Source organism: Vibrio sp. C8, assembly GCF_054051265.1.
Map to the genome: position 1 here is coordinate 191,627 of NZ_JBPAOE010000050.1, position 23,712 is coordinate 215,338.

At 44.9% G+C, this 23,712-nt stretch carries 18 protein-coding genes; 9 read left to right on the plus strand and 9 right to left on the minus strand.

Features of this window, described 5'->3' with window-relative positions; translation table 11 throughout:
* Positions 1-95: 95 nt before the first annotated feature.
* The 4 genes from prmA to aroQ all read right to left on the minus strand — a co-directional run bounded on the left by prmA (position 96) and on the right by aroQ (position 3,482).
* Positions 96-983: a 50S ribosomal protein L11 methyltransferase gene (prmA, locus tag ACRQQK_RS18525; RefSeq protein ID WP_102955092.1), complete on the minus strand. Its 888-nt coding sequence runs from the start codon at positions 981-983 to the stop codon at positions 96-98.
* A gap of 165 nt (positions 984-1,148) precedes the next feature.
* A complete protein-coding gene (accC, locus tag ACRQQK_RS18530; protein WP_042489912.1) occupies positions 1,149-2,498 on the minus strand; it encodes an acetyl-CoA carboxylase biotin carboxylase subunit in 1,350 nt (449 codons plus the stop codon).
* A 14-nt stretch (positions 2,499-2,512) separates the two neighbouring features.
* Entirely contained in the window at positions 2,513-2,971 is a 459-nt protein-coding gene (gene accB / locus ACRQQK_RS18535; protein ID WP_457513864.1) for an acetyl-CoA carboxylase biotin carboxyl carrier protein, read from the minus strand.
* 61 nt (positions 2,972-3,032) lie between these two features.
* Complete coding sequence (gene aroQ, locus ACRQQK_RS18540; RefSeq protein WP_457513866.1) at positions 3,033-3,482, minus strand: type II 3-dehydroquinate dehydratase; 450 nt, start codon at positions 3,480-3,482, stop codon at positions 3,033-3,035.
* 442 nt (positions 3,483-3,924) lie between these two features.
* On the opposite strand from aroQ, the gene ACRQQK_RS18545 reads away from it, so the two are divergent.
* On the plus strand, positions 3,925-4,719 hold the full coding sequence (locus ACRQQK_RS18545; RefSeq protein WP_457513868.1) for a hypothetical protein: 795 nt from the start codon (positions 3,925-3,927) through the stop codon (positions 4,717-4,719).
* 103 nt (positions 4,720-4,822) lie between these two features.
* Here ACRQQK_RS18545 and acs read toward each other — a convergent pair whose 3' ends face one another.
* From acs to ACRQQK_RS18560, 3 genes are all read right to left on the minus strand, one after another.
* Entirely contained in the window at positions 4,823-6,772 is a 1,950-nt protein-coding gene (acs, locus tag ACRQQK_RS18550) for an acetate--CoA ligase (protein ID WP_457513870.1), read from the minus strand.
* 208 nt (positions 6,773-6,980) lie between these two features.
* Positions 6,981-7,610 (minus strand): 3'-5' exonuclease, encoded by a 630-nt coding sequence (locus tag ACRQQK_RS18555; protein ID WP_102941602.1) that lies wholly within the window; start codon positions 7,608-7,610, stop codon positions 6,981-6,983.
* Between the two features lie 15 nt (positions 7,611-7,625).
* A complete protein-coding gene (locus ACRQQK_RS18560; protein WP_457513872.1) occupies positions 7,626-9,464 on the minus strand; it encodes a DUF294 nucleotidyltransferase-like domain-containing protein in 1,839 nt (612 codons plus the stop codon).
* 373 nt (positions 9,465-9,837) lie between these two features.
* Between ACRQQK_RS18560 and ACRQQK_RS18565 the strand changes: the two genes are divergently transcribed.
* Together ACRQQK_RS18565 and ACRQQK_RS18570 are read left to right on the plus strand one after the other, a co-directional pair.
* Positions 9,838-11,028 carry a 3-phenylpropionate MFS transporter gene (locus tag ACRQQK_RS18565; RefSeq protein ID WP_457513873.1) on the plus strand — a complete coding sequence of 397 codons (1,191 nt, stop codon included), beginning with the start codon at positions 9,838-9,840 and terminating at the stop codon, positions 11,026-11,028.
* 136 nt (positions 11,029-11,164) lie between these two features.
* The gene (locus tag ACRQQK_RS18570) at positions 11,165-14,599 is read left to right on the plus strand and encodes a hybrid sensor histidine kinase/response regulator (RefSeq protein ID WP_457513875.1); all 3,435 of its coding nucleotides are present in this window, start codon (positions 11,165-11,167) and stop codon (positions 14,597-14,599) included.
* A 63-nt stretch (positions 14,600-14,662) separates the two neighbouring features.
* On the opposite strand, the gene gppA is transcribed toward ACRQQK_RS18570, so the two are convergent.
* Both gppA and rhlB read right to left on the minus strand, forming a co-directional pair.
* A complete protein-coding gene (gppA, locus tag ACRQQK_RS18575) occupies positions 14,663-16,159 on the minus strand; it encodes a guanosine-5'-triphosphate,3'-diphosphate diphosphatase (RefSeq protein ID WP_457513877.1) in 1,497 nt (498 codons plus the stop codon).
* Positions 16,160-16,166: 7 nt separating this feature from the next.
* Positions 16,167-17,468 carry an ATP-dependent RNA helicase RhlB gene (gene rhlB, locus ACRQQK_RS18580; protein WP_042489932.1) on the minus strand — a complete coding sequence of 434 codons (1,302 nt, stop codon included), beginning with the start codon at positions 17,466-17,468 and terminating at the stop codon, positions 16,167-16,169.
* Positions 17,469-17,603: 135 nt separating this feature from the next.
* Here rhlB and trxA point away from each other — a divergent pair, with 135 nt between their 5' ends.
* The 6 genes from trxA (at position 17,604) to fre (ending at position 23,457) form a co-directional block, all read left to right on the plus strand.
* Positions 17,604-17,930, plus strand: coding sequence for a thioredoxin TrxA (gene trxA / locus ACRQQK_RS18585; protein ID WP_042489933.1), 327 nt, complete (start codon positions 17,604-17,606; stop codon positions 17,928-17,930).
* A 196-nt stretch (positions 17,931-18,126) separates the two neighbouring features.
* Positions 18,127-19,386, plus strand: coding sequence for a transcription termination factor Rho (gene rho / locus ACRQQK_RS18590; RefSeq protein WP_102941608.1), 1,260 nt, complete (start codon positions 18,127-18,129; stop codon positions 19,384-19,386).
* Positions 19,387-19,493: 107 nt separating this feature from the next.
* Positions 19,494-20,489, plus strand: coding sequence for a hypothetical protein (locus tag ACRQQK_RS18595; protein ID WP_457513879.1), 996 nt, complete (start codon positions 19,494-19,496; stop codon positions 20,487-20,489).
* Positions 20,490-20,608: 119 nt separating this feature from the next.
* A complete protein-coding gene (gene ubiD, locus ACRQQK_RS18600) occupies positions 20,609-22,462 on the plus strand; it encodes a 4-hydroxy-3-polyprenylbenzoate decarboxylase (protein ID WP_457513880.1) in 1,854 nt (617 codons plus the stop codon).
* Positions 22,459-22,728, plus strand: a complete 270-nt coding sequence (locus ACRQQK_RS18605; RefSeq protein ID WP_457513882.1) for a 2Fe-2S iron-sulfur cluster-binding protein — start codon at positions 22,459-22,461, stop codon at positions 22,726-22,728. The genes ubiD and ACRQQK_RS18605 overlap by 4 nt, the downstream gene beginning before the upstream one ends.
* Positions 22,729-22,743: 15 nt before the next feature.
* The gene (fre, locus tag ACRQQK_RS18610) at positions 22,744-23,457 is read left to right on the plus strand and encodes an NAD(P)H-flavin reductase (RefSeq protein ID WP_457513884.1); all 714 of its coding nucleotides are present in this window, start codon (positions 22,744-22,746) and stop codon (positions 23,455-23,457) included.
* The last annotated feature ends 255 nt before the right edge of the window (positions 23,458-23,712 follow it).

The window sequence follows — 23,712 nt, forward strand, 5'->3', positions numbered from 1 at the left end:
ATTTTTTTACTGCGTGAAAAGACTAATATTTGAGCATTTACAAATTGTTTTTGTAAATAGTCCAATTTTCAATCAATTAAGCAGATAACTTATCTTTAGCTTAATTTCTGTCCAGAGATTCTGCACCACTCATTGAGCTCTACAATAGGGTCAACTCGCAGTTCATCTCGGTAGTAGTTGGCGACGTCTTCGGCTTGAGTATCTAGCACGCCAGACATTGCTAACAGACCATTTGGTTTCATAAGCCCTTTGATAACACCAGAAAGTTCACGCAGTGGGCCAGCAAGAATATTTGCCACGACAACGTCAGCTACTAGACCTTCTGGTTGGTCTTGCGGCAGATAGACTTCGATTTGGTCTTCAACGCCGTTACGACCAGCATTGTCTTTTGAAGCAAGCAGAGCTTGAGGATCGATATCGATACCGATAACTTTTGCTGCGCCGAGTTTGATCGCTGCAATAGCTAGGATGCCCGAACCACAACCGAAATCGATGACGGTTTTGCCGCTTAAATCGAGGGACTCAAGCCATTCAAGACACAGTGCTGTGGTTGGGTGAGTACCTGTACCAAATGCAAGCCCCGGATCGAGCATCACGTTCACAGCGCTTGGATCTGGTACATCACGCCAGCTTGGGCAAATCCATAAGCGCTCACCGAACTTCATTGGGTGGAAGTTATCCATCCATTCACGTTCCCAGTCTTTATCTTCAATCTGTTCAACTTTATGAGCAAAGCCTTCAGGAAGAAGTTGGCTGTCGCGAATTTGGCTGATGATGAGTGCGGTATCAACTTCAGCGTCGTAGAGAGCTAATACGTCTGTATCACCCCATAAGCGAGTTTCACCCGGTAAAGGCTCAAACACAGGGGTATCTTTTGCATCTAGGAAAGTGACGGATAACGCGCCAGTATCTTCCATTAGCATATCGCTAATTTGTTCGGCGTTTTCATTGGTCGCGTTAAGCTTAATTTGAATCCAAGGCATGTTATTGCTCTCTTCGTACTTTATGTTGGCGCTGAGTTTACTCTCGCACTGATGCTGCTGCAACTTTGTTCGTTAATGACGTACATCACAAAAAGAAACGCCACAAAAAGATTGCACCAGAAATAAAAATGCCCACCGAAGTGGGCATTTCTTTCAATTTGTCTATTAAGACTTATTCAAACCAAGTTTTTTCTCTAGGTAGTGAATGTTCGCGCCTCCATGTTGGAAGTTCTCATCCTTCATGATTTCTTGTTGTAGAGGTACGTTTGTTTTGATGCCTTCTACAATCATTTCGTTCAGCGCGTTACGCATACGTGCGATCGCTACATCACGGTTCTCACCGAAAGTGATCAGCTTACCGATCATTGAATCGTAGTACGGTGGAACTGTGTAACCAGAGTAAATGTGCGACTCCCAACGAACGCCCATACCACCCGGAGTGTGTAAACGAGTAATCTTACCTGGGCTTGGCAGGAAGCGTACTGGGTCTTCAGCATTGATACGACACTCAACTGCATGGCCGCGGATCTTGATGTCACTTTGAGTAAATGACAGTGGCTGACCAGCCGCAATACGAAGTTGCTCTTTAATCAAGTCTACGCCAGTTACCATTTCTGTTACTGGGTGTTCAACCTGAATACGCGTGTTCATTTCGATGAAGTAGAACTCGCCATTTTCGTATAGGAATTCGAATGTACCAGCACCGCGGTAGCCGATCTCGATACATGCACGAGTACAACGTTCACCGATGTACTTACGCATCTCTTCAGTGATACCTGGAGCTGGAGCTTCTTCAACAACTTTTTGGTGACGACGCTGCATTGAACAGTCACGCTCACCTAAGTGAATTGCGCCACCTTGGCCATCAGCAAGCACCTGAACTTCAACGTGGCGAGGGTTCTCTAGGAATTTTTCCATGTAAACCATGTCGTTGTTGAAGGCAGCTTTTGCTTCTGCACGAGTCATGCTGATTGCGTTAACAAGTTCTGCTTCAGAGCGAACAACACGCATACCACGACCGCCGCCGCCGCCAGACGCTTTAATGATTACTGGGTAACCAATGCGTTTAGCGTGAGCCTTGTTTTTCGCTTCGTCATTGTCTAGTGGACCATCAGAACCCGGAACACAAGGTACGCCAGCTTTTTTCATTGAGTTGATTGCTGAAACTTTGTCACCCATTAGGCGAATGGTTTCTGCTCTAGGGCCAACGAAAATAAAGCCGCTTTTCTCTACTTGTTCAGCAAAGTCTGCGTTCTCAGATAGGAAGCCGTATCCAGGGTGAATCGCAACAGCACCTGTCACTTCTGCAGCAGAAATGATGCGTGGAATGTTTAGGTAACTTTCCATGCTTGAAGCTGGACCGATACAGATAGACTCATCTGCTAGCAATACATGTTTTAGATCGCGGTCTGCTGTTGAGTGAACAGCAACCGTTTTGATCCCCAATTCTTTACATGCGCGAAGAATACGAAGTGCAATTTCACCTCGGTTCGCGATGACTACTTTATCTAACATAGAAAAGGCCTCTATTATTCGATAACAACAAGTGGTTGGTCGAATTCAACAGGTTGACCGTCTTCAAGTAGGATCGCAGTAACAACACCAGACTTGTCTGATTCGATTTGGTTCATCATTTTCATCGCTTCAACGATACATAGAGTATCGCCTACAGACACTTTTTGACCCACTTCGATGAATGGTTTTGAATCTGGACTTGGTGAGCGGTAGAACGTACCAACCATTGGAGAAAGAACGCTATGACCTGCTGGTGCACTTGGCTCTGCAGATGCGGCTGGCGCAGCAGCTGGTGCCGCTACTGGTGCCGGTGCAGCTACAGGAGCTGGTGCTGCCGCATAGTGAATTGGTGCTGGCGCAGCAACACCGTGGCGACTGATTCGTACCGACTCTTCGCCTTCAGAAATTTCTAGTTCAGCGATGCCTGATTCTTCAACTAACTCGATTAGCTTCTTGATTTTACGAATATCCATTGTTTCTTTTCTCTTTTATCTTGTTGAGTAAGACAGTTCGTTAGAACTGCAGAGTGTTTGGTTACTGTGCCTGCAGCGTTTTTATTGCTGCAGACAAAGCAAATTCATAACCTTGTGCACCTAGACCGCAAATAACCCCTTGCGCCTTATCGGACAAGTAAGAGTGATGACGGAATGGCTCACGAGCATGCACGTTCGACAAATGCACTTCGATAAACGGAATGGCAACGCCGAGCAAAGCGTCACGAATAGCGACACTGGTGTGCGTAAAAGCTGCTGGGTTGATAATAATGAAATCCACATTTCCATGAGCCTGATGAATGGCTTCTATCAACTCATATTCGCGATTAGATTGAAGATGTTCCAACTCAACACCTGCTTTTTCTGCATTTTCACGTAAAGTCGCGACAATGTGCTCTAAGGTGTTAGAACCATAATGTGTCGGCTCACGTAAACCTAAAAGATTTAGGTTGGGGCCGTTTAAGACAAGAATGCGTGATTTGGCAGTCATTGTGTCGTTATCTTCCTCTAATGTGGAGCGAATCGGAGATTCTTGAGAATCTTCTCGTATTCGACACTATTTTTTGTCAAAAATTCGTAGGAATTTTCAAATTGACCAAGATTATAGCTAATTCACAGCAAATGGCAGCAAATTACTGGTCTTATCACTTTTATTTAGCTTTTAAGTATAGATGAAATGGAAGGAACAACACACAGCGGGTCGATCCATCCGTCTTTCATTCTTTTGTGGGCAAGCTGATATCAGATTTGTCTGAAAATTCAGAATATTGTTATTAATCTGATATTCGAGACTCAATCAGAAACTATAGTTTACAAATTCGGCTTTAAAAAGTGTTGTTACACTCAAGTCAGTGGTCTGGTAGAAGAACGAATTTGATTGAAGAGGGCAGACTCCGGCATCAACCGTTTCTTCTCAATGAAGGTATTTAAAAATGAAAACAGCCCCATTTATATCGATAGCAACGTTAGTTTTCGCTAGTGCAGTGCATGCGGCGCCAAACTCGGATATTAAAGATAATGAATCTAAGTTAGCTGATGACCCGACTAAGGTTGTGACCAAAGTGGGAGTGTCTTATGCGAATAACTACGATTTTGATGATTCCAACGTCTCTTTTTCAGGCTCTTTAGCGTTTGATCCTGCGAGAAAGATTAACGTTCGTCTTAATTCTGATGCGAGTGAATGGCGTGTAGGCGGCTCTTGGTTATTTCCTGTTGGTATCTTGAACTTTAATTTTGGTAAGAATGAGTACACTAACGGCGCCACACAAACTAACTACAGTGTGGGAACCTTTATTCCTCTAAGTTTATTTGGCATTGAACCTTTGGGGGTTCAGTTGTTCCCAATGGCGGGTTATACCTACAACGATGGTGAGTCTCCTCGCTGTGATGGTATTGGTGCATGTGCGGATGTGACTTTCATCGATACACCAAGTGCTGAAAATGGCTTCTATATGGCAGACTCTGCGGGCAGTAGTGGCTATGTCGGTGCATTTGGTTTGAAACCACTATCGCAAGAAGTGACATTGATGGGCTTTGCTGCTGGCACTTATGGCTCTGAAAACGATGAAGGTGAAAACTATAAAGGTTTCTTCCTTGGTGGTGGTGTCAGCTATTTAGCCAATAAGAACCACTCATTCAGCTTGATGAGCTTTATGATGGACAACAACACTTATTTAGAAGAAGCAGATAAGCGCGTTATTGCGTCATACTCCTACCAATTTAATTGATTGAGGAAGTCGGCGAGATTGATATCTAGACAAATATTGATGTCGAGATAAAGAAAAGCCCCAACGAGTTGGGGCTTTTTACTTTTGAGTATTCGCTAAGTGGTTACACTAGTTCGGCTTTCTCTGCGATCAGTTTATCGACAACACTTGGATCCGCTAAGGTAGAGGTATCTCCCAAGTTTCCGGTATCACCAGTAGCAATCTTGCGTAGAATACGACGCATGATTTTACCTGAACGTGTTTTCGGTAGCGCATCTGTCCAATGCAGCACATCAGGTGTCGCGATAGGACCAATCTCTTTACGCACCCAGTCTTTCACTTCTTTATGCAGTTCCGCTGTTGGATACACGCCATCATTGAGCGTGATGTAAGCGTAAATCGCTTGGCCTTTAATGTCGTGAGGTACACCAACGACAGCTGCTTCAGCAATTTTCTCGAATGCGACTAGAGCTGATTCGATCTCAGCCGTACCCATTCGGTGACCTGATACGTTGAGTACGTCATCCACACGACCTGTAATCCAGTAATAACCGTCTTCATCACGGCGAGCACCGTCACCAGTAAAGTACATGCCTTTAAAGGTAGAGAAGTAGGTTTGCTCAAAGCGTTCGTGGTCACCATACACGGTGCGCATTTGACCCGGCCATGAATCCAGAATGACTAGGTTACCTTCAGTCGCACCATCCACGATTTCACCCATGTTATCGACTAGTGCAGGTTGTACACCGAAGAATGGACGAGTCGCTGAGCCCGGTTTCAAATCTGTTGCGCCCGGTAGTGGCGTAATCAAAATACCGCCGGTCTCTGTTTGCCACCAAGTATCCACAATTGGAGACTTCTCGTTACCAATGGTTTTGTAGTACCACTCCCACGCTTCTGGGTTAATTGGTTCACCCACTGAACCCATGATGCGAAGGCTGTTACGATGAGTATCTTTTACAGCTTCATCACCTTTTGCCATGAGAGCACGTATTGCCGTTGGTGCAGTGTAAAGGATATTGACCTGATGTTTGTCGACAACTTGGCTCATACGGTTTGTATCAGGGTAGTTAGGTACACCTTCAAACAGAATGGTTTTCGCGCCGTTAGCCAGTGGTCCGTAAATCAGATAAGTATGACCGGTAATCCAGCCCACATCGGCAGTACACCAGAAAGTTTCGCCCGGTTGATAGTCAAACACGTATTTAAACGTCATGGTCGCATAAACAAGGTAGCCACCCGTGGTGTGCAGTACGCCTTTTGGTTTTCCTGTTGAACCAGAGGTGTAAAGGATGAATAGAGGATCTTCCGCTTTCATCTCTTCAGGAGGACAGTTAGCAGACACTTTAGCGGTTGCTTCATGCCACCAAACATCGCGATGTTCATGCCATGCTACATCGCCACCAGTACGTTTAAACACAATGACTTTACTGATGTTTTTGACTTCAGGGTTAGTCAGTGCTTCGTCGACGTTTTTCTTCAGAGGAACTGCGCGGCCACCGCGAACACCTTCATCGGCAGTGATGACAAGTTTCGCGTTAGAGTCGATGATACGACCTGACAGAGCTTCTGGAGAGAAGCCACCAAATACTACCGTATGCACGGCACCAATACGTGTACAAGCTAACATTGCAATCGCGGCTTCTGGAACCATTGGCATGTACAGACACACCACATCGCCTTTGCGAACGCCTTGATCTTTCATTGCGTTTGAGAAGCGACAAACTTGCTCATGCAACTGCTTAAAAGTAAGAGTCTTGTCTTCTTCAGGATTGTCGCCTTCCCAGATGATGGCAACGTCATCACCACGCTCAGCAAGATGACGGTCGATACAGTTAGCAGAAACATTTAGCGTGCCGTCTTCAAACCAGCGAATGTCGACATGTCCAGTGTCGAAAGAAGTCTGTTTCACTTTAGTGAATGGCTTAATCCAATCCACAATCTTACCGTGTTCGCTCCAGAACCCTTCAGGATCGGAAACTGATTGCTGGTACATGGCTAGGTAAGTGTCATTATCCGCATGCGTGTGAGATTTAATATTTTCTTTTACCGGATAAATGTGGGCTTCACTCATTACAAATTCTCCTTGTGAATACGGCGATCACCTTGATGGCGTTTAAAACATCCAACATGGAATATCGTTATCGCTATAACTCTTAGCCACAAGGGGAAGTTTCACAATTAGACTTTAGGATAAATGCGGTTTGTTTAAGGCGGAATAAAACGAATTTTTGTTTGATTAGGCGTTTGTTTGAAAAGGGAATCGACCCACAAATCAGACTTTAGTGATAGGACGAGGTGAAAGTCGGTAAGTCTCCATGAGTCAGGCGCACATAAACCAAAGCGGCTGAGATGGCATCTTGTAGTGCATCGTGTTTGTCTTGTTGTGGTAGGCCGAGATGTTTGCAAATAGCGTCCAAACTCAAATCGATATAAGCGTTAGGCAGATGCCGCTCAAGTTTATCGTGATAAATCTGACTGACTTCAATCAATTCGTTTGGTAGCGGAAAACCAAGCTGTTTACGACAAGCGATATCTAAGATTTTTTTGTCATAACGAATGTGATAGCCAACCAGAGGACGGTTACCAATAAAGGCGATGAGTTGAATAAGCGCTTCTTTTTCTGAAATACCGTCAATTAAGTCTTGATGACGCATACGGTGGATCCGCACAGAATTGGAATCAAGAGACTGAGGAGCCCGTAATCTTACTTCGAAAGGCTGGCTAGTGATTATGCGATTATCAATAATCTTGGTTGCCGCGATGGTCACCAGTTCGGCTCTGTTTGGGTCTAAGCTGGTGGTCTCACAGTCGAGCGAGACATACTCATTGCCACTGCTTGGTTCAAACAGTGACTGATAATGAGATCCTTTAAGCTTGTGGTGCCAATAGCGGCGACTTATCCAATTCATAATATTGCCCGTTGCCTAGTCTCTTATTTGGTAATGATAGCCAAGCCACTGTTTAAATTTCTTCACGACGTGCAGGCTGTGTCTCAGCAAGTCTCGCTCAGTACGGTCAAGCAAGTTAATGTCGATGTTATTGCTACCCTTTACATCTGAAGCAGGTGGGTGATTTAATTGCTGTGCGAGACGCAATTTGAAAAACTGCTTCAGCGCTTCGCTCAAATTGTCGCCAGTCTGTTTTTCTAGTACACGACGTTTTACCAGTTCACTGATTCTGTCGAAGGTGTTATTCACTTCAATCATGTGCTCTAAGCTCAAGGCGCGAATGCCGTGAACGATAGGGAATATGCCTCCTTGCTTGATATCCAAACCGGTTTTTGAATTTTTCACATTACCGAACAAAGTGAGAGGAACTGAAAAATTCAGTGCCGGACGGGTAAACTCGGTAAGAATCAGTTCTTGATCGGCCATCAGGTGAGTCAAATGTGACTTGATAGGAGCCAGCAAAGATTTATTACCCGCAATCGCATGAGCGTCAGCCATAATCGCAATATCCATCACCTGTTCAGGTTTAGCGGCATTGACCCAACTGCTGAGCATTTTTTTCCACTGTGACTGGCTTTTAACCCATTTAGGATTGTTCACCATCACCTTGCCGGGACATAGAGGATAGCCAAGCTGCAACAAGGTGTGGGTCAGCTCATGCATGATGTTTTCACATTGATGCCATTCCAATCCGTCTTTAATAATTAAAGCGTTGTCCTGATCGGTTTTGAGTATTTGTTCTCCGCGTCCTTCTGACCCTAACACGATGAAACAACAGTGATCATGCAGTGCTGGTGGCACCACGAGTTCAAACGCTTTCTCGATGATCTGCTCGTTGACCGCAGAAATGAGCTCCATGATAAACCGGGTACGGACGCCTCGGCTGAGCAAGCTTTCGATTAACTCTATTTGTTTATTAGATGCTAAGGCTAGTTCTTCAACGCTGGAGGCTCGTGCAATTGCCAGTGTCAGTACATGCGAGTGGGTTGAGAAAGTACTCAGGATCTGCGTCATATCCAGCATACCGATGGCATTATTACCATCGCATACCATCACGCGTTTGACGCGATTACGGGTCATCATCACCATGGCATTAAACAAAAAATCTCCGTCGTCGACATGCATGACTGGGAATGTGGCTATTTTTCCTACGGGAGTATCTAGCGGATGATTCTCCAGCATTACAGCATGCAGCATGTTGGTTCGGGTGACGATGGCATACGGATGATGAGTAGAGTCAATTAAGCGAATATCGGACTCAGCCAACTCAACCAGTGCTGCATCGACACCGTTTTCTTTCATCTGCATGGTGACCGTTTTCAATGATTGTTCAGGAGTGACAATCATTGGTGGAGAATAAATGGAGTTGTCGACCTTAGTCAGGATGAATTCAGCGATGTTTTTCTGTTGCTGTGCCGCTTCAATTAGCTCTTGTCTTTTGGCTAGGTTGTTATCGAAGTAAGCGGCAAACTGCCCATTTTCTGAATAGAGGGAAAGAAAGATTTCTCTTGGGATCAGGTAAGAAAGCGTATCTTCTAACGCAATGTATTGGTGGCGGGTTTGTTCTTCAAATAAGGCTCGCACATCGAACATGTCGTCGTTGGCGTAATGAGCGAATATTTCTTTCCCCGTTGGCGAACGCTCTTCGACCGTTCCCTTAATTAGGACGTGTAAATGAGTGCTGGTTTGGCCGTTTTTTAGCAGTGGGGCGCCTTGCCGGAAATAGGCCACATCTAATGATGCGCGAAGTTTTTTCTGTTGATCAGAGGTCAAACGATCAAAGGGTGGAGATTGCATGTTGAATTTATCAGGCATATACCCTTCCTATTTGAAGCTGCCGCTACATTCGCTGCGTTCTTTTGCCCCAATCGCAATGAACTAAACATGCCCAGCTACAAATAGTTTATCGGCGGTTTGTTCTCTGTGTTCATGGGGGCTCATTCACTTTTACCTTACTGAAATGCTGATTAGATTGGGCATTACAGAAGTTCGTTAGTGAGAGGTACCTAAGGTAAGTGTGACAAATTTCCCTCAGCCCTCCAGACGACTTTGGTCTAATGAAGCTATTTTTTACGCGATGAAAGTTGTGATAGGGGAAACAGTTCGTTTAACAAAGTTCCCTTTTTCGCGGTCGTGTCTCGTTGCATAATGGCCGCGTTTATTTTTCTCATGCTGTTTAGGATAACTAATGTTTAAGCCCTCTCCCTACGGATGGATCTCTCAATACTTTTTCGGTTTCTTCTTTGCTTACGGCGTATATCTACCGTTTTGGGCGCTATGGTTTGAAGGGCAGGGTGTGTCTGCCAGTGATATCGGTGTGTTAGTGGGGATTGGTTTTGCAACACGTTGTGTCGCGAACTTAGTTATTACACCTCGCATCCATAACGTGGAACATCTTCTGCCAGCACTTCGCTGGGTGACATTCGCACTGATGTTATTTACCGCCTTTCACTTTTTCACTGGTGGTGATTTTTGGTTACTAGCTTTGGCGACGGTTCTTTTCAATATGATGTGTGGCCCAGTATTACCGTTGTCGGATTCTGTTGCTAACCACTATGCCAAGCGCAATATGCTCGATTATGGACGCACCCGTCTCTGGGGTTCGATCGCCTTTATCGCAGGCTCTACTGTGGTTGGGTATCTGATTGTGTTTTCTGGTTCAGACATGATCGTTTACACCGCGCTGTTCGGCACACTTGTCACCTTGCTGATCAGTCTGCGCAATCCTAAGGTTATGCCTGTTACAGAAAGTCACGAACATAAAATTCGCCCTAAGCTAACGGAATTACTTCGTGAATGGCCAGTGATTAAGTTTTTGCTCTTGGTCGCGCTGATCCAAGGTAGCCATGCAGCGTATTACAGCTTTAGTTCGATTCACTGGCGTGCAGCGGGGCATTCAGAAGATATCATTGGTTACTTGTGGAGCTTAGGCGTTGTTTCAGAGATTCTGGTGTTTGCTATCAGCAAGCGAGTGTTTTCCAATTGGAATATTCGCACCCTGTTTATCATTTCTGCGTTAGGGGTCATTGTCCGCTGGGGATTAACGGCATCAACAACCTCATTAGTGGCATTGGTGGCGATTCAATCCTTACATGGGGTGACTTTTGCTTTGGCTCATATCGCGACGATTAAATACATTCAGCACGCACCGCAGCATAAAATGGTCGCACTACAGGCGCTGTATAACGCGATCCCTCTTGGCGCAGTGATTGCGATGATGACAACGCTGAGTGGTTGGGGCTACGAAAGCTGGGGCGCTGGTGTGTTCTGGGGAATGGCGTTGATGGGTTTGCTTGCTTTGTTTGTGAAAGTCGAATTACTCCAATCACAAGTTAATGATGTTTCAGCGCATAAAGCGGAGCCTGAAGCACAAAATTAACCCAATCAGATTGAGATAAAATCCCAACCCTGTTTAATAAAGCTTCTCCTAAGCTATTGGAGAAGCTTTATTTCTTTATAAGCCGCACTGGCGGTTTTAGAACATTCAGAGATTTCACAGGGAATAGGGAAGTCGGATGCAGGGTTGGTTGGTGGTTCCAGTCTCACTCGCTTATTTAGGCGTGCTGTTTCTTATCGCATGGTATGGCGATCGTCAAACCCGTTGGTTGGCGAAATGGCGACCTTGGATATACAGCCTATCGATTGCGGTTTACTGCACCTCATGGACCTTTTACGGCACGGTTGGCCAAGCTAGCCAGAACCCGTGGTCATTTTTACCGATTTATATCGCGCCAATTATTGTCTTTACGTTTGGCTGGCGCATTTTAGCGCGTCTGATCCTGATTGCGAAACGGGAACACATCACTTCCATTGCTGACTTTATTGCCGCTCGCTATGGGAAATCTCAGGGCTTAGCAGTTGCCGTCACCCTAATTGCAGTTGCAGGCATACTGCCCTATATCGCATTGCAGCTTCGTGGTATCACCATGGGGCTGAATATCATCGCACCAGATCTGGGTACGCAGTTTGGTTATCAGGACGACAGTGTTTCTTGGTTTGTGGTCTTGGCGCTAGCTCTGTTTACTATGTTGTTTGGTACTCGTCATATTGATAATACCGAGCATCACCGAGGAATGATGATGGCGATTGCTTTTGAATCGATCGTCAAGCTGGTTGCGTTTCTGGTGGTAGGCATGTTCATTCTCTATCTTGCACTGAGAGAGCAAGATGTCGCGCTGTTGGATGTGGCGCGAGAAACCTATCAGGCCCCGAACTGGCCAACGTTAATTATCCATACTGTTTTAACCATGATCGCCATCATATGCTTGCCTCGTCAGTTCCATACCATGGTGGTAGAAAATGAACGCGCGCAAGACTTGCACACAGCGCGTTGGCTTTTTCCTTCTTATTTGATTCTGATGGGAATATTTGTTCTGCCGATTGCATGGGTGGGACAGAGTTTATTGAGCGGCACATCCCCGGACACTTTCGTTATTAGTGTCCCTGTTGCCGTAGGTGCGAATGATATTGCTTTGCTGGCGTTTCTTGGTGGCACTTCTGCTGCTTCTGGGATGGTAATTGTCTCTACTATCGCATTAGCCATTATGGCGTCCAATGATCTGGTAATGCCTTTATTGCTGCGCCGTATGCGTTTATCACAACGAAATCATCGTCATTTTTCCGGTCTTCTGGTCATTATTCGTCGTACTTTGATCTTATTGTTATTGCTGGGGGCGTGGGGATTCTATTTGGTTTTGGATACCATTCCCTCGCTGTCTGCTATTGGATTTTTGTCTTTCTCTGCCATTACTCAGTTTGCTCCTGCACTCATTGGTGGCATGTACTGGCGAGAGGGAAACCGCAAAGGGGTTTATGTCGGTCTCTTGGTGGGTTTCACCTTGTGGCTGATCACTCTGATGAGTGCAACCAATATGCTGGCGGGCGACCATGAAAGTAACGTGCTGTTGTGGGTGATTACGCCTCCTCAGTTCCTCGGCAATATGGGGTTAGAAAATTCCGACTGGGGTATGTTGCTGAGCGTGACTCTGAACAGTATCTGCTATGTGGTTATTTCTATCGCGACGCGCTCAAGTTTAAGTGAGCGCTTGCAGTCGGCATCTTTCGTTGGCACACCGCTGCCGGAAAACGAAAACATCAGCTTGTATCAAAGCCGTGTAACTGTCGCCGAGCTTGAAATGCTTGCTTCGCGATTTGTTGGACGACAAAGAGTGCGCGCGGCATTTGGTCAGTATTGGGATCAGCAACGTGAAACGTTGATGCCTAATCAGCAAGCGCCAGCAACATTGATTCGTCATACAGAACGTGTACTTGCTGGCGTGTTTGGTGCTTCGTCTGCCAAGTTGGTGCTTACTTCTGCTTTGCAAGGCCGCAATATGCAGCTGGAAGAGGTGGCGACTATCGTTGATGAAGCCTCTGAACTTTATGATTTCACCCGCGGCCTGTTGCAGGGGGCGATAGAACATATTGGGCAGGGCATTGCGGTAGTCGATAAGCAACTTCGGCTGGTGGCTTGGAACCAACGCTATCTAGAACTGTTTGATTTCCCGCTAGGACTTATACAAGTCGGAAGACCGATAGCTGATGTCATTCGTCATAACGCTCAGCAAGGTTTGTGTGGGCCGGGTGATCCTGAAGAACATGTTCGTCGTAGGGTTTATCACTTAGAGCAAGGGACTCGCCATACTTCTTCGCGTATTCGCCCAGATGGACGAGTGATCGAAGTACAAGGAAATCCGATGCCCGGTGGCGGGTTTGTTATGAGCTTTACTGATATCACCGTGTTCCGAGATGCAGAACGAACTCTGAAAGAAGCGAATGAAAATCTTGAAGAAAGAGTATTAGAAAGAACCCGTGAGCTGGAAACTTTGAATAAGAAACTCGTTTCCGCCACACAGCGTTCCGAGCAAGAGTCTCAATCTAAATCGCGATTTTTGGCGGCGGTCAGTCACGATTTGATGCAGCCGCTTAATGCGGCAAGATTATTTGCATCTTCACTTTCGGAGGTTGCTCAGGAAGAAGAGTCGAAGCGTTTGTCTCGTCATATTGAAAGTGCGCTCAGTGCTGCTGAAGATTTGATTGGTGACTTACTCGACATTTCTCGTTTGGAGTCTGGAAAACTTGAAGTGCATTTACAGAGCTTTAAGGTGAATGATGTGCTTTCCAACTTGAAAGCGGAATTCGAAGCGTTGGCACATCAACAAGGGATCAATTTCAGTATGGTATCTTCCTCGCTGTATGTTCATTCTGATCCTAAGTTATTGCGAAGAGTTATTCAGAACTTCTTAACCAATGCTTTTCGCTATAACCCAAAGGGAAAAGTGGTTCTTGGCGTAAGAAGAGTTGCTGGTAGGGTGCGCATCGATGTCTGGGACAACGGCATCGGGATAGAGCAAGATAAACAACAAGAGATTTTTGAAGAATTTAACCGAGGCAGCCAAGTACGTTCAGACCAAGGTTTAGGGTTAGGACTAGCCATTTCTAAAGGGATTGCGTTTGTATTAGGCCATGAAATATCAATGCGTTCTTGGCCGGATCAAGGTAGCGTGTTCTCGCTTACTTTGGATAAAGCAGAGCCACATGAGGTGGTGCCGCAAAAAGCCGCGGTATTGGAAGCGGTGCATGATTTAGGGAACCTGCGGGTTCTCTGCGTAGATAATGAAGAAGAAATTCTGATTGGGATGCAGACCTTGTTGGAACGCTGGGGATGTGAGGTAAAAACGGCGCTGGATATCAAACAGAGTATGAAGGCTCTGGATAATCAGTGGATCCCTGATGTGATTTTCTCCGACTATCGACTCGATGACGGGCGCACTGGTTTAGAGGTTTTACAGCAATGTCGATTACGTCTAGGTGATTGCTTTGAAGGGGTGATCATTAGTGCTGACCGCAGCCCGGATATACTGGATGGTATTAAATCCAATGGCTTTAGTTTTATGGCTAAGCCCGTTAAACCATTGAAGTTAAGAGCTCTGTTGAATCGTATTGGATAAAAGAAAGCCCTCATTTGAGGGCTTCTTAATATTTGAGCTTATTACGCTAAAGCGATTGTTCGTTTATTCATTCGCTTGAATGTTCAACGGCCAACCCATGTCTGTTTGACGGTTTGCTTCAAGTTCAAGTTCCGCACGCGTTAATGGATTTACTTGCAGCCATTGTTTGTTGATAGATAACGTCAATTCGTCATCTTCGGCAGTAAGAACGATATTCGGTTCTAACTCTACGCAACGACGGTGGCTCAGAAGTACCGCTAAACGTAATAGGCGCAATACTCGCTTACTGCTGCTTACGGACAACGCATGTTGCTCAGGCAAGTTTGTTAACTGCTCACGGTAGCGTCGTGTCAATTCAGCAAGTAAGTGCTTTTGTGCACGAGTGAACCCAGGTAGATCAAGATTCTGTAATAGGTAAGCATTATGCTCACCGCCTTTTTTAAAATCGATAGAGAGACCAATTTCGTGCAACTGCGCAGCCGTGAGCAGAAGCATCTCAGCTTGTGGCTCAGAAATCCAATCTTGCCCACCACACTGAGTAAGCAGCTTGCTGGCAAGATCAGAAACTTGTTGTGCGTAGCATTGGTCTATCTGATAGCGAATCTGGACACTGTGAATCGTGCGCGAACGAATGTCGTCTTGGCGCAAGTTATCCATCATGTCGTAGACCAAGCCTTCGCGCAAAGCGCCGCCAGCTAGGGTCATAGATTCAATGTTTAACGATTCGAAAATAGCGATAAGAATCGATAAACCGCTAGGGAAGACTAACGCTCTCTCTAGAGTTAGGCCTTCAATTTCAAGCTCTTCAAGATGATCAGACTGCATCGCCTGCTTTTTAAGGCGATTTAATTTTGCCAAAGTGATGACTTCGTCCATCCCTTGAGCCAACATGATCTCTTGCAGAGCTTGAACAGTGCCGCTTGCTCCCACACACACATCCCAGCCTAACTGGGTATATTGTTCTAACACGGGAGCTAAGCGTTTTTTCGCTGCATCTATAGCGTTGTTAAAGTTGGTGCTGTTGAGCTGACGGTCTTTAAAATGACGTTCAAGCCAAGTCACACACCCCATCTTTAAGCTGGTTAACGCTTTTGCTTCAAAGCCCTCACCGATAATCACTTCGGTACTGGCTCCGCCAATATCTACCACTAATCGACGCCCTACTCCTCCGGAGGTGTGAGCGACACCTTTATAGATAGTGGCAGCTTCTTCTTCACCAGAGATGACTTCAATCGAATGTCCTAGAATTTCATTTGCTTTCACTAGGAACTCATTGATGTTCGTCGCTGTACGCAATGTTGCAGTACCTACGATACGAATATTCTCGTGTGGGATGTCTTGTAAGCGTTCAGCAAACAAACTTAAACAATCCCAACCGCGTTGCATGGCTTCATGGCTTAGCGCGTTATTGTCATCTAAACCGGCGGCAAGACGTACTTTGCGCTTAATCTTAGCCATAGTTTGAACGCTACCGTCGACATGACGCACTACCAGCATATGGAAGCTGTTAGAGCCTAAATCAATCGCGGCATATAACGGTGAAGAAACAGTTTGGCTCATAGATGAATTACGAATCCTTTGGCTTTTGCGGCGCGCGAGGGCGTCTTTGTGGCTTACGATTTCCGTTGCGAGAACCACCTGTATTCGTGCGGCGCTGTGGTGACGATGAGCGTAACGTTAATGGTTTCGGCAAATTCGTCAGTAACGCAGATGGATCGTAATCAGACACAGGAATTGAGTGCCCAGTGTATTCTTCAATTGCAGTCAGGTTTATTGCGTACTCTTCACATGCAAATGAAATTGAGTGACCACTTGCACCTGCACGACCAGTACGGCCAATACGGTGAACATAATCTTCACAATCATCTGGTAGGTCGTAGTTAAATACGTGTGTTACTTGTGGGATGTGTAGACCACGAGCTGCCACATCTGTAGCAACCAGAATATCCACTTCACCTTGAGTAAACTGCTCTAAAATGCGTTCACGTTTTTTCTGTGGAACATCACCTGTTAGCAAACCTACACGATGGCCATCGGCAGCAAGAGCACCCCAGATGTTTTCACAACGGTGTTTAGTGTTAGCAAAAATGATGGCGCGATCCGGCCAATCTTCTTCAACCAGAGTTTGCAGAAGGGCCATCTTGTGTTCATTAGAAGGGTAGAACAGCTCTTCTTTAATACGGTGACCTGTTTTCTGTTCAGGCTCTACCACCACGTGCTCAGGGTTGTGCATGTGTTCAAATGCCAATTCTTGAACGCGGTAAGATAAAGTCGCAGAGAACAGCATGTTCAAACGATCTTTCGGCTCAGGCATACGGCGGAATAAGAAACGGATGTCTTTAATGAAACCCAAATCAAACATACGGTCTGCTTCATCCAGAACCACAGCTTGAATGTTGTTCAGATTAAAAACACGTTGCTTGTAGAAATCGATGATACGGCCAGTTGTACCGATCAGGATATCCACACCTTCTTGAAGCTTGCCCAGCTGTTTATCGTAGCTTTCGCCACCATAAGCCAGTGCAGCTTTAAGACCGGTACTCGCCACTAGCGAGTCTGCATCATTAAAGATCTGAATCGCGAGTTCACGCGTCGGAGCCATAATAATTGCACGAGGCTGAGTGACTTTACGTCCTTCAATTTCGGGTGTTTTTAGCAAATGGTTAAAAGTCGCAGCGAGAAACGCGATGGTTTTACCAGTTCCCGTTTGGGCCTGGCCTGCAATGTCTTGGCCGGTGAGCAGTACCGGCAACGCCAAAGCTTGGATAGGGGTACAGAATTCGAACCCTTTTTTTTCCAATCCTTCAATTACTTGGGGATGTAAATCCAAGTCGGCGAATTTTTGCTCTGTGATATGTGTCTTTTTCATTGCTATAGAATATCAGCTTCCACTTGCAATACGGAAGTAAATACATTCCAATAGGGCATCTATTTACTGGTTAGTCGATAATCAGTCTAATGATTGTTAATAATCAGTGCAGAAAAAAGCACATTGGAGTGGAAGATGAGTGATAAAATTTTGCAGCTATCTGATGATGGTTTCGAGAACGATGTAATCAAAGCTGCAGGTCCTGTTCTAGTTGATTTTTGGGCAGAATGGTGTGGTCCTTGTAAGATGATTGCTCCTATTCTTGATGAAATCGCAGAAGAATACGAAGGTAAACTCACTATCGGTAAATTGAATATCGACCACAACGCAGGTACGCCACCTAAGTTCGGTATTCGTGGTATTCCTACGCTATTGCTATTTAAAGATGGCAGCGTAGCAGCGACAAAAGTAGGCGCGCTGTCTAAAACTCAACTGAAAGAGTTCTTGGACGCAAACCTATAATTCGCCATAACTTTACCGTACATAGAAATATGTACGGTTTTGTTTTTGTAAAAAACAATTTCTAGACTAGGCTAATATTTAGTGCTAGTTTATCGCACGTAAATTAAACAAGTGTTCACTTCTTGGTCAATCCTGAGACCAAATCCATCTTAACTAGAAAATAGATCCTATTTTGACTAAACAAGTATCCACCACAATGAATCTAACAGAACTGAAGAACAGACCCGTATCTGATCTTGTCAAACTTGGTGAGAGCCTAGGCTTAGAAAACCTTGCGCGTCTGAGAAAACAAGACATTATTTTTGCCATCTTAAAAGCGCACGCGAAGAGCGGTGAAGATATCTTCGGCGACGGTGTTTTGGAGATTCTTCAAGACGGTTTTGGTTTCTTGCGCAGCGCGGACAGTTCCTACCTTGCTGGCCCAGATGATATCTACGTATCTCCAAGCCAAATTCGTCGTTTCAACCTACGTACAGGTGATTCGATTGCCGGGAAAATTCGCCCGCCAAAAGAAGGTGAACGTTACTTTGCACTATTGAAAGTGAACACTGTTAACCACGACAAACCTGATAACGCACGTAACAAGATCCTATTTGAGAACTTAACACCGCTACACGCTAATGAGCGTATGGTAATGGAACGTGGTAATGGCTCGACTGAAGACATTACAGCACGTGTTCTTGATCTTGCTTCTCCTATCGGTAAAGGTCAACGTGGTCTGATTGTAGCTCCGCCAAAAGCGGGTAAAACTATGTTGCTACAAAATATCGCCCAAAGTATTGCTAACAACCACCCTGAATGTGAATTGATGGTACTTCTTATTGACGAACGTCCTGAAGAAGTGACTGAGATGCAACGTCTTGTAAAAGGTGAAGTGATTGCATCTACGTTTGATGAGCCAGCATCTCGTCACGTTCAAGTTGCAGAGATGGTTATCGAAAAAGCAAAACGTCTTGTTGAACACAAAAAAGACGTTGTTATCCTTCTTGACTCAATCACTCGTCTAGCGCGTGCTTACAACACAGTAATCCCTTCATCAGGTAAAGTTCTTACCGGTGGTGTGGACGCTAACGCACTACACCGTCCAAAGCGTTTCTTCGGTGCAGCTCGTAATGTGGAAGAAGGTGGTAGCTTAACTATCATTGCGACAGCACTTGTTGACACTGGTTCTAAGATGGATGAAGTGATTTACGAAGAGTTCAAAGGTACAGGTAACATGGAACTGCACTTGAACCGTAAGATTGCAGAAAAACGTGTTTTCCCTGCTATTGACTTCAACCGTTCTGGTACTCGTCGTGAAGAGCTACTGACTAAGCCTGATGAGCTACAAAAAATGTGGATCCTACGTAAGATTGTTCACCCTATGGGCGAAACTGACGCAATGGAATTCCTCATCGACAAACTGGCAATGACCAAAACCAATGATGAATTCTTTGACGCAATGCGCCGTCAGTAATGAATAAACATTGATTATTTTGAAGCACCACCCATTGGGTGGTGTTTTTGTTTGCATTCTTTTCATTACCGCACGACAATTATGAGGAATGTTAACAGGAGGTTAATATGCAACAAGGACTGTTGTTCAGTTTATTCCTCTCTCTTTTATTTGCTTGGACACCGGTTTCTGCTGTTGAGGTTTCATCAACAAGCCAGCAAAACTTGCTGCAAGATCATCTGCTACAGCAGAAGGTTACAGAACTGGTCGACTTGGCGATAAAAGACGATATCGATGCCCTTTCATTTGCTGTAGAACGTATCTCGTTGCCACAGCAGGAAGTCGCTCGCTTTCTATTACTGCAGCACTTAGAACAACAGCAAGTAGCTCTGTCTGAGAATTTGTTCCATTTTGTTGAAAAGCAAAAAAACATCGTTCCTGTTTATCAAGTACTAGAGAAGGGGGAAGGGTATGAATTTTCCGTTCCTGCATTTGACTACATAGCTATTGCTCACCGCTTAACAAAACAGTGGAAACAAGAGCAGAGCGTACTTAACTTCATCCTCAAAGCTGAAAGTGGTGAGTTGAAACTGGATGAATGGTTATCTGGACCTGACTATTTAATACAAGAGCGGGAAAATTTGCTGTTGAGTGAGTTCGATAACTTGTCTGAGAAAGTACAGCACGATCTTGTTCAGCAACTAACTCAGGTAAAAGTTGTGGTTTGGTTACCTTCATCGAGTGTGATGGTTAAAATGGCACAGGTAACAGGTGACCTTCAGCTTTATAAGTTGTTGTGGTTAATGCGCGCGGATTTTTACGTTGAGCAAGAGCTTGAGCGTTTAGCAAATGTCGGTGATGATTTTGCCATTAATCAAATCATGTTAGCCGCAGACAATCCGAGACTGGCGACCAGTGCATTACAGTATTTAGTCCAAATACCGAAACCTTTTTCTGAGCAAGTGAAGCAATTCTTGGTAAAACGCTTAGAAAATTCTTCTGATGCTCCCATTGTGGCTCAAGCGCTTGTGGAACAAGGGTATCAATCTTGGTTGAAAGAACTCTTGAACAGTAATCGTCGTGTTGAAAGCCAAGCGATATTACAGGTTCTTTCTCAGCAATAAGCGTTCATAACCTTCATCATAATCTCTCTACAAAAGCGCAACACTTTTTAGAAAAGAGAAATCGATAGCAAAGTGTTTTTTGTTATACTGCGTGCAGTTTAATCATTCATAGAGCAGATATGAGCTTTAAAAACTTACGTGATTTCTTAGACCATCTCGAAGCAAACGGACAACTCAAGCGTATTTCTCATCCCATTGATCCGCATTATGAAATGACGGAAATCAGTGACAGAACACTACGTCAAGCTGGTCCAGCTTTGTTGTTTGAAAACCCTATTGGTTACGATTTCCCTGTCCTGACGAATCTATTTGGTACACCAGAGCGTGTTGCCATCGGGATGGGGCGAGAAAACGTACAAGATCTACGTGAAGTTGGAAAACTGTTGGCATATTTGAAAGAGCCTGAACCACCTCGCGGGTTTCGTGATGCTCTGGATAAACTCCCAGTATTCAAGCAAGTTCTAAACATGCCAGCCAAAAAGCTGCGTAAAGCAGCGTGTCAGGACATAGTATGGCAGGGTTATGATGTTGATTTAGATAAAATCCCTGTGATGAGTTGTTGGGCTGATGATGTTGCTCCTCTTTTAACTTGGGGGCTGACCATCACTAGAGGTCCAAATAAAAAGCGCCAGAATCTCGGTATTTACCGTCAACAAAAGATCGCAAAAAATAAAGTTATTATGCGCTGGTTAGCTCATCGTGGGGGAGCGCTTGATCTTAGAGAGTGGATGGAAGCAAACCCGGGAAAGAATTTTCCTGTTTCGGTCGCTTTTGGTGCTGACCCTGCCACCATTTTAGGTGCTGTTACCCCAGTTCCAGACACGCTATCCGAATATGCTTTCGCAGGTTTATTGCGAGGCAGTAAAACAGAAGTGGTTAAATCAATCAGTAATGATTTGGAAGTGCCTGCCAGTGCTGAAATAGTACTGGAAGGTTACATTGACCCGAATGAATTCGCGGATGAAGGCCCTTATGGTGATCACACTGGTTACTATAATGAGGTTGAACGACATCATGTCTTTACTGTGACTCACATTACCATGCGTAACGAACCTATTTATCACAGTACTTATACTGGTCGTCCGCCTGATGAACCTGCTGTTTTGGGGGTGGCATTGAACGAAGTTTTTGTGCCTATTCTACAAAAGCAGTTTCCTGAAATCGTAGACTTCTATCTACCGCCCGAAGGTTGTTCTTACCGTATGGCTGTAGTGACAATGAAGAAGCAATACCCAGGTCATGCGAAGCGAGTCATGATGGGCGTGTGGTCTTTCTTACGTCAGTTCATGTACACCAAATATGTGGTTGTGCTTGATGAAAGCGTAAATGCTCGAGACTGGAATTCCGTGACCCAAGCCATGTGTGAACATATGGATCCGGCACGCGATACATTAATGATAGAGAATACGCCAATCGATTCGTTGGATTTTGCTTCTCCGGTGGCGGGACTAGGTTCCAAGATGGGCTTAGATGCAACGATGAAATGGGATGCCGAACTTGCGATGACACCTAAAATCGAAGCTCGACCATCTCACTCAATAGAAGATGCGGATATTGAAGAGTTCAAACGACGTTTCCCGCAAGTTGAAGATATTTATTTCCCGCCGACGACAGAAAACCGCATCGTTATAGTTTCAATGCGTAAATATGCTGCTGGTGAGTCAAAAGCTCTGTTGGAAGCCGTGTGGACATTTTTGGCAGAGTACACGGACGCTAAGTTCGTTGTATTGTGCGATGATGATGTGAATGCCCGAGATTGGAATGATATTATCTGGGCTATCACAACAAGAATGGATCCTGCTCGAGATACTTACGTCATTCCTGCTACAAATTGTGCCGTGTCAAAACTAGGTTTGGATGCAACCAATAAATTTGACGGTGAAGTATCGCGGGAGTGGGGAACACCAATTCATAAAGATCCTAAGTTGGTAGCGAAAATCGATACGCTCTGGCATGAACTAGGAATTCTATGACTTTTACTGTACGTTTGCTGCCAAGCGAGCTTCAGTTTGAAGTTGAAAAAGGGCAAACGATTTTGGAGGCTGCGCTCAACCAGCAAATTCCATTTCCTCATCGTTGCCAAGTGGGGGTATGTGCTGCATGCCTGTGCCGTAAAGTGGAAGGTGATGTAACTTACCATCTAGAGCCTATGCTTACAGAGAAAGAGCAAGCTGAAGGATGGATATTCCCCTGCCAAGCTATAGCAGAAAGTCATTTGGTACTTACTTTTGAAGAGTAAGTAAGAAGGATAAATATGACCATTAAATGTAAAGTAAAGTCGATACAGTCTTTAGCCAGTAACACATATCAAATACTGCTCCATCCTGAGCAACCAGTGACTTTCAAAGCTGGCCAGTACTTAATGGTAGTGATGGGCGAGAAAGATAAACGTCCATTTTCAATCGCAAGTAGCCCTTGTCGCCACGAGGGCGAGCTTGAGTTGCACATTGGTGCTGCTGAGCATAATGCTTACGCGATTGAAGTTGTACAGCTGATGCGTGAAGCATTAGATAAGCAACTGGAAGTTGAAATTGATGCACCACATGGCGATGCATGGGTTAGAGAAGAGAGCGAAAGCCCGATATTACTTATTGCTGGCGGTACTGGTTTTAGCTACGTTCGTTCGATCTTGGATCACTGTATTGCCCAAAACAAAGCTAATCCTATCTATTTATATTGGGGAGCTCGTGACGAGAGCCAGCTTTATGCTTTGACTGAGTTAGAGCAAATAGCTGCGAAACATGAAAATGTCCGTTTTATTCCGGTAGTTGAAGAGGCTGGCACAAACTGGCAAGGAAAAGTAGGTAATGTATTGCAAGCAATAAGCGCTGATTTTGATTCTTTGGCTGATTTTGATATCTATATTGCTGGACGCTTTGAAATGGCTGGCGCTGCGAGAGAACAATTTACTCAAAATAAACAAGCATTGAGTGAAAAGATGTTTGCGGATGCATACGCGTTTATATAAAAACTTACTCAATTCGAAATAATAAAGAGGGCAAAAAGCCCTCTTTTTGTTATTTTTGCTGCTTTCTTAAACGAATGGGCCGTTTTTTCAATTTTTTTAAAAAAAGCACTTGCACAGTTTTAATTCCTCCCTATAATGCCGCCTCACTGACACGGCAGACGCCGCAAGGCTTCAGCAGGTGTTGGTAGAGGATAAGACTTCTAAAAAAGAAAATTGAAAAAGTGTTTGACACTGACAGTTAACTCGCTAGAATGC